This window comes from Mycobacterium senriense (assembly GCF_019668465.1).
Classification (GTDB): domain Bacteria; phylum Actinomycetota; class Actinomycetes; order Mycobacteriales; family Mycobacteriaceae; genus Mycobacterium; species Mycobacterium senriense.
The window spans coordinates 4592152-4605789 of sequence record NZ_AP024828.1; the positions used below are offsets into that span (position 1 = coordinate 4592152).

Consider the following 13638-nt stretch of genomic DNA (forward strand, 5'->3'; position numbering starts at 1 on the left):
TCAGGCGAGGTTCGAGCGGCGTGGATACGCGACGTCGGGGTCGGTGAGCACATTGACGACGGCGGGCAGCCCGCTGGCGAAGGCGCGCTCCAGCGCGGGCCGCAGCTCGCCGGGTGCGGCGACCAGCTCGCCGTGGCCGCCCAGGGCGCGCACCACCTCGTCGTAGCGTGTCCCCGGGCGCAACTCGGCCACCACCGAATAGCCATAGAGAGCTTTCATCGGGTGGTGTTCGAGCCCCCAGATGCCGTTGTTGCCGATCACGGACACGACGGGCACGTTGTGCCGGACCAGGGTGTCCCATTCCATGCCGCTGAAGCCGAACGCGCCGTCGCCCTGCAGCAGCACCACCTGACGATCCGGGTGGGCCAGCTTGGCGGCCAGCGCGTAGCCGGGGCCCGATCCCAGGCAGCCGAAGGGGCCGCTGTCCAGCCAGCACCCCGGTTGATAGCTGTCGATCACCCGGCCGGCGTACGACCCGAAATCACCGGCGTCGATGACGATGATCGCGTCGCGATCCAGCATGGGTGCGAGCTCCGCGTAGACCCGCATGGGGTGCAGCGGGATGCGCTCGTCGGCCAGCTCGGCCTTCTCCGCGGCGCGCGAGGCGGTCTCGGCGGTTCGCAGTTCGCCGATCCAGTCCCGGTGATCGGTCCCCGTGGCGGGGGCCAAGGCCGCGAGGATCGTCAACAGGTCGCCGTAGAGCTCGGCCTGCACCGGCCGCGGGTGGCGGCGTTCGGGCTCGACCCGGTCCGCCACGATGAGCTGGGTTTGCGCCCCGAACACCGCGCCGAAGCCGAGCCGGAAATCCATCGGCACGCCGACGATCAGCGCAACGTCGGCCTCCCCCAACGCTTTTCCGCGAACCCGGGAGAACGCCAATGGATGATCGGCGGGAACGGCGCCGCGGGCCATCCCATTCATCAGCACCGGGATCTGGAGTTCCTCGGCAAGGCGCAGCAGGGCCGCCTCCCCGTGTCCCCACCAGACGTTGGTGCCCGCCATGATCACCGGCCGCTGCGCCCCGGACAGCAACGCGGCGGCGCGGCTCAGCGCTTGGCCGTCGGGTGCCGGGCCCGGCGGCAGGTCGACGAGGGCGCCGGGCCGGCCGTCATCGTCGGACATGGAGAACGCATGGTCCATCGGGAAGTCCACGAACCCCACGCCCGACGGCGCACCGACCGCCGCCCGCAGCGCGTCGTCGACGAGCCGGCCGGCGTCGCCGGCCGACTGTGCGGTGGCGGCGTAGCGGGAAAGCGGCGCCACGAACGGCACGTGGTCGATCTCCTGCAGCGAGCCCATGCCCCAGCGCTGCGCCGGCGCGCGTCCGCCCAGCACCACCAGCGGCGATTGGTTCTGCTGTGCCGCCGCCATCGCGCTCATCCCGTTAGTGATGCCCGGTCCCGCCGTCAGCGCGGCCACGCCCGGCGACCGCGTCACCTTCGACCACCCCTCGGCGGCGAAGGTCGCCGTCTGCTCATGACGGGTGTCGATCAGCCGAATGCCCTCCTCGCGGCAGCCGTCGTAGATGGAAAACAGATGGCCGCCGGACAGCGTGAAGACGGTGTCCACGCCGCTGGCCCGCAGGCGCCGCGCGACAAGTCGGCCGGCGTGCAATGTTTGTGCGGGGATGGCGTCGGTAGTCATGACCGCAGCCTAGCCAGATCCGTCGGGTACCTTCGCCGAAGGATTTGAAGTCGACCAGAGTCCGACCACCGCCACGTTAAGGAGGCACGACCGTGGGCTCGAAGCCGTTCACGCCATCGATCGACTGGTCGGCGGCACTCATGGATTCGTTGCGGTGGATCGTCATAGCGTGGGTGATCGGCGCCGTCTGCCTCCTGGTTGTGCTGGTCGGCTTGCGCTACCTCACCCCCTGGGGCCAGCAGTTCTGGCGGATCACGCGGGGATACTTTGTCGGCTCGGCGAGCATCAAGGTGTGGCTGATGCTCGGTGTCTTGCTGTTATCGGTCGTTCTGTCCGTGCGGCTCAACGTATTACTCAGCTATCAGTCCAACGACTTGAGCACGGCGGTGCAGATAGCGGTGCAAGGCATGGCGTCCGGCGAGGAGAGCGTCAAACAGTCTGGGGTGCATGGCTTTTGGGTGTCGATCGCGATATTCATCCTGCTCGCGACGCTGTTCGTCATCCGGGTCATGGCGGACATCTACCTGACCCAGCGCTTCATCATCGCCTGGCGGGTCTGGCTGACCGGCAGCCTCACCGACGACTGGCTCGGTGGCAGGGCGTACTACCGGGACCTCTTCATCGACAACACCATCGACAACCCCGACCAGCGCATCCAGCAGGACATCGACATCTTCACCGCCAATGCCGGCGGCACTCCGAACGCCCCGACCAACGGTACGACCAACACATTGCTCTTCGGCGCCGTCAACGCGATGGCCTCCGTGATCTCATTCGCCGCGATCCTGTGGAATCTGTCCGGCGACCTGACCGTCGCGGGCGTCAACCTGCCGCGTGCCATGTTCTGGGTGGTGTTGGTCTACGTGCTGGTGGCCACGGTGGTCGCGTTCTGGCTGGGGCGGCCGTTGATCTGGCTCAGCTTCAACAACGAAAAGCTCAATGCGGCATTTCGTTACGCGCTGGTCCGCTTGCGCGATGCGGCCGAGGCGGTGGGCTTCTACCGCGGTGAACGGGTCGAGCGCCGACAGCTGGGGCGCCGCTTCACGCCGATCATCGAGAACTACCGCAGATTCGTTCGCCGAACCATCATCTTCAACGGATGGAACTGGTCGATGACCCAGGCGATCGTTCCGCTGCCCTGGGTGATTCAGGCGCCGCGGTTGTTCGCCGGCCGGATTCACTTCGGCGATGTCACCCAGACCGCGGTGGCCTTCGGGCAGATCGAGGAGTCGTTGTCGTTCTTCCGCAACAACTACGACGCGTTCGCCTCCTTTCGGGCCGCGATCATCCGATTGCACGGGCTGGTGGACGCCAACAGCAAGGGCCGCGCGCTGCCGGCCATTCTGGTCAAACCCAGCGAAGAGACGGCCGTCGAACTCCGCGGCATCGAGGTGCGCACGCCGGACGGCGACCAACTGGTCGACTCGCTGGACATCCAGCTCGATCACGGCGACACGCTGGTGATCACCGGCCGCTCCGGGGCCGGCAAGACGACGCTGCTGCGCAGCCTGGCCGAGCTGTGGCCGTACGCCTCGGGAACCCTGTGCCGCCCGGACGGCGACAACGCGACGATGTTTCTGTCACAGCTGCCGTATGTGCCGCTCGGCAACCTGCGCACCGTGGTGGCCTATCCGAATTCGCCGGACGAGATTTCCGATGAGCAGCTGCACGACGTGCTCACCAAGGTGGCGCTGGCGCCGCTGATCAGCCGGCTGGACGAAGACCACGATTGGGCCAAGGTGCTGTCGCCGGGCGAGCAGCAGCGCGTCGCCTTCGCGCGCATCCTGCTCACCAAGCCCAAGGCCGTCTTCCTCGACGAGGCCACCTCCGCGCTGGACGAGGGCCTGGAATTCGCGCTGTATCAATTGGTTCGGGCCGAGCTGCCGGAGTGCGTCATGGTCAGCGTGAGCCACCGGCCCACCGTCGAGCAGCACCACGAGCAGCAGCTGCACCTGCTCGGCGGCGGCCCCTGGCAACTGGGCCCGGTCGAGAAGGAACCCGCGCAGGTCTAGCGCTCAGGCTTCCCCGGCCCGCTGGGCCGCGTGCGCTCCGGCGCGGCGCCCGAAGAACGACCCCTCGCCCAGCTGCGTCCCGCTGGCGTAGCCCTTGCCGTCCTGGGCGAGGTTGGACGCGCACGCGCCCGCCGCGTACAAACCGGGCACCACGCTGCCGTCGGCCCGCTGCACCTCACCGTCGACCGTCACCGCGAGCCCGCCGATGGTGAATCCCGAGTACATCGCCCGACCCAGCGACAGATCGAACACCGCCCAGGGTTCATTGTCTTGGGGTGCAAGGAATTCCGGCTGCTTGTGGAAATCGGGATCCTCGCCCGCCGCGGCGTGGTTGTTGTAGCGATCCAGCGTGGCGGCGAGGTTTCCCGCCGGAATGCCAAGCGCCGCTTCCATTTCCGCGATCGTCTCGTACCCATCGAGGAACCGGATCAGCGGCATGGCCGGCATCTCCGTGTGCGCCTCGTCGACGATCAGATACGCCGTCTGCTCCGGCTGCTCCAGCACGAAAGCCGAAGTCCGCGAGTGGTAGGAGTCCTCGGCGACGAACCGCCGGCCCTCCTTGTTGACGATCACACCGGTCAGCAAAACCTCGGGCGGATAGGCCGCGGCGGTGATGAACAGCTCGTCCATGTTCTTGGTCGCGCCGCCCGCCGACACACCCATCCGGATGCCCAGCCCGTCGTCGTTGGGATTGCCCAGGATGTAGGGCGCCACCGTGCCGTGATGTTTGGTGCGTCGCTCCTGGCCCAGCGCGGGTGTGTGCTCGGCGACCATCTCCGGGTTCATCGCGAATCCGCCCGCCGCGATGATGACGGACTTGGCCTTGGTGGCACCGGTTTCGGTGAAATGCTTCCACGCGACGCCGACCACGGCGCCGTCGTTGTCGGTGACCAGGTTGGTGACCCCGGTCTCGTAACGGATCTGCACGCCCAGGTCGTCGGCGCGCTTGAGCAGCAGGTCGACAACCATGCTGGCACCGCCCAATTCGCCGGGCACCGGCACCGAGTGCCCGCGCGGCGCCGGCTTGGCCCGCTCGCAGAAGGGCCAGACCTTCTCATTGCCGGTGTAGCTCAGCCCCTCGGTGCCCGGTGGGACGACGACCTTGCCCGGGTAGTAGCTGCGCTCGAACTGGAAACCCAGGTCTTCCAGCCAGTTGAAATGCTCGACGCTGCCGTCGCAGTAGGCGCGGATCTTGTCCAATTCGGGTTCACGCGACACCTCGACCAGGTACTTGTACATCTCCTCGACGGAATCGTCCTGGCCGGTCGCCTGCTGCACCGCCGTCCCGCCACCGAGGTAAAAGTGGCCCCCGGCAAGCGAAGTGGTGCCGCCCGCCGCGGCCGCACGTTCGAGCACCAGCACCCGCGCGCCGGCCGCAGCCGCGCTCACCGCGGCACACCCGCCGGCGATGCCGAAACCGATCACCAAGACGTCGACGTCGTCCGACCACTCGGTCATGCCGTCCGCACTGACTGTCGCCGGTACCTCCGTGCTCATTGGCGCCACTCCTTTTCATCGCTGTGTTCCGCGCCGTCGCCGGCGCGGCTCACCGCTGCTCCTTTTTGATGTAGTCGTAAAACGCCCTCATCTCGGGCGAAACGTACGCAAGCTCCACATATGGCACGGCCGCCTGCGGCGCTGATAGGTAGGCGAATTGGATGCCGCCGGGCATCGCGCCTCGCTGCACAACCACGGCGCCCCGCTCGGCGGCCTCGGTCACCGCTGCCTCCAGTCGCTCGGGGCTTTCGACCTCCATGCAGATGTGGTGCAAACCGGGCCCGCACTCGGACAGAAAGTCACTATAGATGTTCTCGCCACGGACCGGTTGGATCAGTTCCAGTTGCATGTCGCCGAGGTAGCTCAACGAGATGCTGGCAAAGAAGTCGGCGGGCCGGCCGTGGTAGCTGCACGCGTCCGGAGCAAAGTGCACATCGGGTATGCGCACCCACTTTCGCGCACCTAACAGGCCGGTGAGGGCCGTTTCGGTGGCATCAAGGTCGGCGGTGACCCAGGCGATCTGCGTCGGTGATTGAACGGGAAGCGTCATCGCCTCGCAGAATAGTCGAGTCCCGGGGCCGCCAGAAAGGGCCCGATAAATTTGCCATGACGAGCCGTTCGCGCCGTCGAATCGTCGGATGAACACGTTCTAATTCTTAATGCCCGCGGTCGTCGCGAGTCATCAATGCTGGGTCAGGACATCCACCAGCAGCCGCAGCTGGGCGTCGAAGACGGTCTCCGGGTCGGTCAGCGTATCGGCGCCGTACTGCCCGAACACCTCGAGGCTGATCGCACCCAGGACCCCCGCCCACAGCAAAAAGCACTTGGCGAGCACCCGGTCATCACCGGGGAATCCGAATTCGTGACGAATCCGCTCGAAGTCGGATGACATCGGTTGCGGGGCAAGATCATTCGTCAGCCGGATATCGCCGGTGGTGATTCCTGCCGCCACCGCGTCGAACAACGCCGCGACCACCCGGGTCCCCACCGCGACCGTGCGCTCGGGCGGCGCGTGATATCCGGGAACGGGACTGCCGTACAGCAGGGCCCAGCACGCCGGGTGTGCGATCGCCCAGCCCCGCGTCGCCCGCGCGATGGCGACGACGTCGTCGGTCCACAGGTCGCCCGCCTTCTCGCGGGCGCGATCCACGGCGTCGGCCAGGTCGGAATAGGCGTCGACCAGCAGCAGGGTCAGCAATTCGTCGCGGCTGGACACGTAGCGGTACACCGCCGAGGACACCATGCCCAGGTCGCGGGCTATGGCCCGGACCGACAATCGGGCCGCGCCGCGCTCCGCCAGTTGGCGGTGACCGAGTTCGATGATGCGTGCCTCGATCTGCTCCCGCGATTCCTGACGTTTGCCCACGCGGCCAGTCTGACACAACCGAGAACACCGCTCTTGCTTTCCGCGGCGGGTTGTGGCAGCGTGTTCAGATCAGAGAGCACCGCTCTCAAAAGTTTGAGCAGAATTCGCTGAGAGGCACGCATCATGTCCACCCGCTATGAAGAACCGAACCGGGTCGCCCGCGCCGCCAACGGGGTCATCCGCTGGCTTGCCGAGGCGGGCATCAGCATCGCCGGGACCCGGGCGCTGCGCGTCCGCGGCCGCAAAACCGGTAAACAACGCGCGGTGGTGATCAACCTGCTGACCGTCGACGGCGTGGACTACCTGGTCTCGCCGCGCGGCAATACCCAGTGGGCGCGCAATGTCCGGGCCGCATCCGTCGTCGAGGTGGGTCCTCGCTGGCACCGGCGACGCATGCGGGCCGACGAGGTCGACGACGCGGCCAAGCCCGAGCTGCTGCGGTGCTACCTGGCCAGATGGTATTGGCAGGTCAAGGACTATGTCGCCGGGTTGACCCCGGACAGCACCGACGAACAGTTCCGCGCCGGCGCACCTTCGATTCCGGTCTTCGCGCTAACCCCGACGGGCTGACCGACCCTAGTGCGCGTTGTCGCGCACTCCGAGGTCCTCGCGGACCTCTTCCGAAGTAGCCCCCCACGACACCGCGGCCGGAAAGTCCCCCCACACGCTGTTGAAGATGCCGACGATCTGGCCGGGACCGCCACTGGGCGCCAGATACACCGGTCCGCCCGAATCCCCGTTATGGCTCTGCACGCCGTGCGACATGGTGAACCAACCGTTGTTCACGCTCTCCACCGTCCCGCAGGTTTCCCCGGTGATCACGCCGAAATGGCAGACCGGCTGCCCGGGCGCAAGCGTCAGGCCGGGATCGGAGACCAACGGCCGGCCGCCCGGCAGGATGTTGTTCGCCATGACGCTGTTGTCCAGCACGATCGCTTCGTAGTCGTTGATCACCTGGCTCGTGGACACCGTGGTTCCGCTGGGGGTGTTGTCCCGGAACGCCGCCATCCGGCCGATGACGGCACCGCCCCGATCCGTCACCACACCGCTGCCCCCGCCCCGGCAGTGCCCCGCGGTGAACGCGATTTTCAGGCCGGGGTCGACGTATCCCAGCGTGCAGACGCGGTTGTCCTGGCGAATCTCCATGCCCGGATACACCACGACGTCGGCTTTGGCCGGCGCGGCCGACACAACGGAGGCGAGGGCCACGACCGTGGCCGACGCGGCGAACGCGCGCGTTGCCAGACGACGCACCATGAACTCCGATCCATCGGGCCGATACCGACGGGAGGCCGAGGTTACGGCGTAACCGTTCCTCCACGCTCAGCTTTTCGCGCGGGCCCGCGCAAATGTTACAGGGAGGTCACGGCCGGGGTTCCGGCCTCGGTGTGACGGGCCGCCCGCGGCAACCAGCCCGGCGGGCCGAACACGTAACCCAACCGATCGCGCAGGCGCGTCGCCGATCGCCAGTCGCGGGCGATCGCGACGTATTCCCGGGTCTGCAACGTCCAGATGTTGAACGTGTCCACGCGCTTCGTGAGGCCGTAATGCGGCCGGAACAGCTCGGCCTGGAAGGTCCCGAAGAGCCGGTCCCAGACGATGAAGATGCCGCCGTAGTTCTTGTCGAGGTAGATCTTGTCCATCCCGTGATGCACCCGGTGATGCGACGGCGTGTTGAACAGGAACTCGAACGGCCGCGGCAACTTGTCGATCCGCTCGGTGTGAATCCAGAACTGGTAGATCAAGTTCAACGAGAAGCTGAAAAACACCATCCACGGCGAAATTCCCAACAGCGGCAACGGGATCCACATCAAGATCTCGCCGCTGTTGTTCCATTTCTGGCGCAGCGCCGTAGCGAAGTTGTAGTACTCGCTGGAGTGATGGGCCTGGTGGGTCGCCCAGATCAATCGCACCCGGTGCGCGATCCGGTGATAGGCGTAGTACAGCAGGTCCACGCCGAGAATCGCGACGACCCAGGTGTACCAATGCGTCGCCGACAGGTGCCAGGGTGCCACGTAGGCATAGATCGCGGCATAGCCGAGCAGAGCCAGGGTCTTCCAGCCGGCCGTGGTGGCCACCGACACCAGCCCCATCGAGATGCTCGCCACCGAATCGCGGGTCAGGTGCGCCCCCGATGCCGGCCGCGCCGTGTCGGCGGCCTCGGCCGTGAAGTGTTCCAGTTTCCTGGCCGCGGTCCATTCGAGGGTCAACAGCAGCAGAAAGAACGGGATGGCCACCAGCACCGGATCCCGCATCTGCGGAGGCAGGGCGGACAGGAAGCCTGACAGGGCACTCACACGGGTAAGACTACGACGAGCGCTGCATCGGCCGGGCGCCCCTCAGCGACGATCGTCGGACTGCGCTTCGTCTCCGGCATACCACTGCACCGCACGGACGCCCGGTAGCAGCGACAGTTCCGCCACCAGCCGCTCCAGCCGGGCCGGGGCGTCGCCGTTCATCAGGAGGTGGGCGGTCAGGGTGACCTCGTCGCCGTCCGGGTTGCCGGTATGGATTCCGCGAAGCGTGATGTCGTTGCTGCCGGCGTGCTGGACGATCTGGGCCCGCGCGTACTTCTCGTGCTTCGGACGGCAGACCACCTGCACGAGGTACGGCACCAGGCTCTCGTCTTCTTCGGCGCTGTTGTCGCGGTCGATCAGCCGGCCCAGTGGGCGCCCCAGCAGGTGGATGCCGATGACGGTGCCGGTGCCGATCAGCGCGAACACCAGGTGCCCGGAAGCGGCCAGCACGCCGATCGCCGCCGAGCACCACAGGGTCGCGGCGGTGTTGAGGCCCCGGACGTTGACCCCCTCCCGGAGGATCACGCCACCACCGAGGAACCCGATGCCTGACACGACATAGGAGGCGACCCGGGTGGGGCTGGTGTCGGAGGTGGCCGCCGCGTAGAGCACGAAAAGCGTCGCGCCGCCGGCCACGAGTGCGTTGGTGCGTAGGCCGGCCCGCCGCGCCCGCCATTGCCGTTCCAGGCCGATGAGGGACCCGCACCCCACGCCGACGCCCAGTCGGAGCAGGAAATCGAGAGCGCTCAGCGTCTCCAACGACTCACTCCTCCCCTGGGACTCGTTCTCGAGTATCCCCCGGGCCGTGCCGGGCGATGACGGTGGCGGCCCCGGCGTGGTGCCAGTCGGCGCAGCTAAACACGTGGAGGTGAACGGCAGATGGACCGCAGCCGAATCGGGCGCCGGGCCGCCACATCGGCGAAACCTGCGCGTTGCCACTCGGTTGCCCGGCCGCCACATGGGAGCGGCCCGGGGCTACCCTCGGTTAAGTCGCTGCGGGCAAAAGTATTTCGCCGCGATAGCCAAGAACGATGCGGCTTGATCGTTGGTGAGTCCGGGGTTTTGGCTCTTCAGTTCGTCAACCATTTGCGGGCCGGCCTCGCCGTCGCCCATCGACACGCACACCGATTTGGCGAACGTGATGGCTGACTCGGGGGTTGAGTAGTTGATGCCCGCACCATGCAGCGAGGCAAGGAAACCGGCCTCGTCGCCGTTGGGTGCCACTGGGTCGCCATGCGCGAGCGGGGCCATTCCGATCGCGACCGAAACGCCAACGCTCAGTGCCAGCTGCAGTCTCATGACTGGTGATTGTCGCATGTCGCGGCGATGTTCGCAGCGGACGGCGATGATCCGCAGATCCACTGCGCCGCAGGGTATTCGAGATTACCGACCCGCGCGTTTACCACCCGCCCGCGTCGGCTCAGGCCTTGGAGAGCTGTTGGGGGCAGTAGTACTTCGCGGAAAGTACGGCGAAGTTCGAGGCCATTTCCATGTCCATCCCGGGATTGTGGGTTTTCACGTCGTGGACCACCGCCAGGCCCGACTCGCCGTTGTTCAGGCAGGAACACACCGCTCTGCCGGCGGCGGCGGCCGAACCCGGGCTGTTGAAGCTGAACCCGGCTTGCTGCAGCGCGGCGACGAAGCCGCCGTCGTCACCGTCCGGCGCAGGCGGAGGATCGGCGTATGCCGGTGCGGCAAGGCCGATCATCGCCGAAACACCAAGTAGCGCCAGTAGCGGTTTCATCTCTATCGCCCTTCCGTTGTTCCGAAGCATGCTGAACCACGCTGAGTTATCTTGGCCGTCAACCTGACTGGGCATCGGCGGGCATGACCTTCGACTTGTCGCCCTTTTTCAGGTGCACCGCGTGGATGCCCGGCTTCTTGGCCAGCTGTTCGAGGAGTGCGTCGAGGTTCTCCTGATCGACATTGTGGTGCTGCACGGTTTCGGGTTTCTCCGAGATCTGCGCGACAAGGCGTTTCAGCTGTTCCGGCGATTGCTTGTCTTTGAGATCCTTGATCGGAGTCATCCGGTTACGCATGCCCGCCTGTGCCACGGTGGGTCCGCCCGCGCCCACGGCGCTACCCAGCATCCCGGCCAGCCCCATCGAGCTGAACAGACTCCCCTGCCCCAGCGCCGCCGCGGGCACAGCCTCGGTTCCGGCGGCCGACAGCGCGGCGGCGACGGTCCTGATGGCCGGAGTGGACGTGGCCCAACTCGGCGGGATCGACAGCTTCCCGACCAGGGTGCCGGCGTTGCCCATACCGGCGATCGGGTTGATCGCGCTGAATAGCGTGCCGCGGCCGAAGCCCAGCGCCCCCAGCCCGGCGCCCAGCGCATCTTTCGGCAACGCCCCGTACGCGACGGGTGGGGCGAACTTGAGCCACTGCGACAACGGGAAGTTGATCAGCAACCCGATGTCGTTGAACTGCGTGGTGAGCCCCAGGGGCACCTTCACTGCGTTGTACAAGCCGGTGTAAAAACTGGACCCCCCTGGGAGTCCGTTCAATAGGCCAGTGACGAAGTTGTTGTAGAGATAGGCGAGATTGGCCGGCAGTGAGAATGCCCCGGTGTAGGGCAACGTGGTCGTCGCCGCCGAAGCCGCGGTATTCGCGACGTTGGCGGCCGGGGTGCTCGCCGCCGAACTCACCGCGGCCGCTTGCATCGGCTCGGCAGCTTCATTGGTGGTCTTGGGCGCGGGGGTGAATGCCGTCAGGTTGTTGACTGCGGTCGCCGACGCGGCGAAGTACGTGTCCATCGCGGTGGCGTCCTGGGCCCAAAACTCGCCGTATTGAGCCTCATTCGCGGCGATCGCCGCGGTGTTCTGCCCGAGCAGGTTGGTGGCCACCAGCTGTGCGAGCAGGGTCCGGTTTTCCGCGATCACCGCGGGCGGCACGTGGGCCGCGAAAGCCGTCTCGTAGGCGGCGGCCGCCTCGGTGGCCTGGGTCGCCGATTGTGCGGCCTGCGTGGCGGTTTGCTGCATCCAGGCCACATACGGGGCGGCCGCGCTCGCCATGGCGATTGAGGACGGACCTACCCAGGGTCCGCCCGTCAGGCTGGAGAGCACCGACGAGTACGACGTTGCGGTGGAATGCAATTCGGTGGCCAGGTTCTGCCATGCCGTCGCCGCCGCCACCAAGGACCCCGGTCCCGGACCGCTGTACATCCGGCCCGAGTTGAACTCCGGCGGAAAGGCTCCGTAAAACATCTGTGCTACCCCCTACCTGCCTGCATGGGTCGACAGCGCCTGGCTGCCATGCGGTTTGGTCATCGCGGTCACTCCTCGATGCAGGGGATCACGATGATGGTGGCCGCGGCCGGATCGGCTTCGGCGGCGACGCCGCCCAGCGAACCCGCCACCGAGGCGGCGCCCCCGACGGGTCGGGTTGCGGCGGCCGCGACGGCGCGTCCAGCCAGGCTGGACAGGGCCATCTGGTTGAAGACGCCCTCCTCGCCGGCCATCGCGGCCGGCAGCGCCGCCATGTCGGTCGGGATCCCCTGGGCGAGTGTTCGGATCGCCGGGGCGGCTTCCGTCCAGCCCTGCGGCACCGACATGCCGCCCACCAGAGCGGCTTTGCCCATCGACCCCGACGCCTGCCCCGCGCCGACGGCCGAGCTGAGCATCGGCCTGACGGCGTCGGTGCCGCTGGCCAATGGCGCCAAAGCCCCGGAAATGGCTTTGGGCCCAGCCAAATATGCGGCAGCACCCTGCCCGTTCTGGCCCCAGGAGTACGCCTGGCCGAACGACAGGAACGGACCGCCAGGGATGCTGCTCCATGACTGCGGGGAGTACGGCCCGGTGAGGACCGACCAGAACTCGTTCCAGTTCGTCACGGCATTCGGCAGGGTAAGTGACGAACCGGACGCCGCCGTGGTGGTTGAGCTGGCATTCGTCACGGCCTGTGCCGCCGGCTGGATCGTGGTGCTCAGCTGGGACAGGTGGCTGACGGTGTTCGCGCTGGACTGCCCGGTGCTCTGGGCGACCGCGGCCGCTTGGGTGGGTCCGGCCGACTCGTTGGTGGTGTGAGGCGGCTGGGTGAACGGGGTCAGCTGCGAGGCGCTCGCCGACGCCGCCGTGTACGCGTACATGGCGGCGGCATCCTGCGCCCACATCTCCATGTAGTGGGCTTCGGTGGCGGCGATCGCCGGGGTGTTCTGGCCGAGGATGTTGGTGGCGACCAAGGTCGCGAGCAGCGAGCGGTTGGCGGCGATCACCGGCGGCGGGACCGTCGCCGCGAACGCCGCCTCGTAGGCGCCGGCCGCGAGTTTGGCCTGGACGCCCGCCTGCTCGGCTTGCGCGCCGGTGGCGTGGATCCACGCCACGTACGGGGCTGCCGCGGCCGCCATCGCGATGGATGAGGGTCCCGTCCACGGACCCGTTGCCAGAGTTTCGATCGTCGAGTTGTACGACGCCCCAGTGCTTTGCAGCTCCGCGGCCAATTCGTCCCACGCTGCGGCCGCGGCCAGCAGCGGCCCCGACCCCGCCCCGACGTACATCCGCCCCGAGTTGTATTCCGGCGGATAAGCCCCGAAATCCAACATTTAATACCTCCGGTCCCGCTGCTGGCGGCCATGGTAGGCACGGCTTCGCCGCCCCGGCATCGACGAAGTCGCAGCTCTAAGGGAATTCATCAGATCTGCCACCGGTTACATGTGCAGATTCCATGTGCTGCAGACAACAAAACCATGCTGCTCCTAGCTCTGAATCGGCGCCTAAATGGCGTGCGAACGACTAGTCAAGCCACGCTGCTTTTGCACTGACGATGCTGCCTATCGCTTATTTCGTCGCGTGCTCCCGTTGGGTAAACGTTTGTTAAATGTTCA

At 67.0% G+C, this 13638-nt stretch carries 13 protein-coding genes; 2 read left to right on the top strand and 11 right to left on the bottom strand.

Annotated elements, in window-relative coordinates; translation table 11 throughout:
• Complete coding sequence (locus tag MTY59_RS21570; protein ID WP_221042960.1) at nucleotides 1-1644, bottom strand: acetolactate synthase; 1644 nt, start codon at nucleotides 1642-1644, stop codon at nucleotides 1-3.
• A 92-nt stretch (nucleotides 1645-1736) separates the two neighbouring features.
• On the opposite strand from MTY59_RS21570, the gene bacA reads away from it, so the two are divergent.
• The gene (gene bacA / locus MTY59_RS21575) at nucleotides 1737-3656 is read left to right on the top strand and encodes a vitamin B12 ABC transporter pemease/ATP-binding protein BacA (RefSeq protein ID WP_221042961.1); all 1920 of its coding nucleotides are present in this window, start codon (nucleotides 1737-1739) and stop codon (nucleotides 3654-3656) included.
• A gap of 3 nt (nucleotides 3657-3659) precedes the next feature.
• On the opposite strand, the gene MTY59_RS21580 is transcribed toward bacA, so the two are convergent.
• From MTY59_RS21580 to MTY59_RS21590, 3 genes are all read right to left on the bottom strand, one after another.
• Nucleotides 3660-5153, bottom strand: a complete 1494-nt coding sequence (locus MTY59_RS21580) for an FAD-binding protein (RefSeq protein WP_221042962.1) — start codon at nucleotides 5151-5153, stop codon at nucleotides 3660-3662.
• Nucleotides 5154-5202: 49 nt separating this feature from the next.
• Nucleotides 5203-5703, bottom strand: coding sequence for a VOC family protein (locus MTY59_RS21585; protein WP_221042963.1), 501 nt, complete (start codon nucleotides 5701-5703; stop codon nucleotides 5203-5205).
• Nucleotides 5704-5835: 132 nt separating this feature from the next.
• Nucleotides 5836-6519, bottom strand: a complete 684-nt coding sequence (locus MTY59_RS21590; protein ID WP_221042964.1) for a TetR/AcrR family transcriptional regulator — start codon at nucleotides 6517-6519, stop codon at nucleotides 5836-5838.
• A gap of 123 nt (nucleotides 6520-6642) precedes the next feature.
• On the opposite strand from MTY59_RS21590, the gene MTY59_RS21595 reads away from it, so the two are divergent.
• Nucleotides 6643-7089, top strand: a complete 447-nt coding sequence (locus tag MTY59_RS21595; RefSeq protein ID WP_221042965.1) for a nitroreductase/quinone reductase family protein — start codon at nucleotides 6643-6645, stop codon at nucleotides 7087-7089.
• 6 nt (nucleotides 7090-7095) lie between these two features.
• On the opposite strand, the gene MTY59_RS21600 is transcribed toward MTY59_RS21595, so the two are convergent.
• The 7 genes from MTY59_RS21600 to MTY59_RS21630 form a co-directional block, all read right to left on the bottom strand.
• Nucleotides 7096-7776 carry an Rv1815 family serine proteinase gene (locus MTY59_RS21600; protein ID WP_221042966.1) on the bottom strand — a complete coding sequence of 227 codons (681 nt, stop codon included), beginning with the start codon at nucleotides 7774-7776 and terminating at the stop codon, nucleotides 7096-7098.
• 95 nt (nucleotides 7777-7871) lie between these two features.
• A complete protein-coding gene (locus tag MTY59_RS21605) occupies nucleotides 7872-8816 on the bottom strand; it encodes a sterol desaturase family protein (RefSeq protein WP_221042967.1) in 945 nt (314 codons plus the stop codon).
• Nucleotides 8817-8858: 42 nt separating this feature from the next.
• The gene (locus MTY59_RS21610) at nucleotides 8859-9575 is read right to left on the bottom strand and encodes an MgtC/SapB family protein (protein ID WP_221042968.1); all 717 of its coding nucleotides are present in this window, start codon (nucleotides 9573-9575) and stop codon (nucleotides 8859-8861) included.
• 216 nt (nucleotides 9576-9791) lie between these two features.
• The gene (locus MTY59_RS21615; protein ID WP_221046573.1) at nucleotides 9792-10115 is read right to left on the bottom strand and encodes a DUF732 domain-containing protein; all 324 of its coding nucleotides are present in this window, start codon (nucleotides 10113-10115) and stop codon (nucleotides 9792-9794) included.
• Between the two features lie 121 nt (nucleotides 10116-10236).
• Nucleotides 10237-10560 (bottom strand): DUF732 domain-containing protein, encoded by a 324-nt coding sequence (locus tag MTY59_RS21620; protein ID WP_221042969.1) that lies wholly within the window; start codon nucleotides 10558-10560, stop codon nucleotides 10237-10239.
• A 58-nt stretch (nucleotides 10561-10618) separates the two neighbouring features.
• On the bottom strand, nucleotides 10619-12022 hold the full coding sequence (locus MTY59_RS21625; RefSeq protein ID WP_221042971.1) for a PPE family protein: 1404 nt from the start codon (nucleotides 12020-12022) through the stop codon (nucleotides 10619-10621).
• Nucleotides 12023-12090: 68 nt separating this feature from the next.
• The gene (locus MTY59_RS21630) at nucleotides 12091-13356 is read right to left on the bottom strand and encodes a PPE family protein (protein WP_221042973.1); all 1266 of its coding nucleotides are present in this window, start codon (nucleotides 13354-13356) and stop codon (nucleotides 12091-12093) included.
• Nucleotides 13357-13638 lie beyond the last annotated feature (282 nt).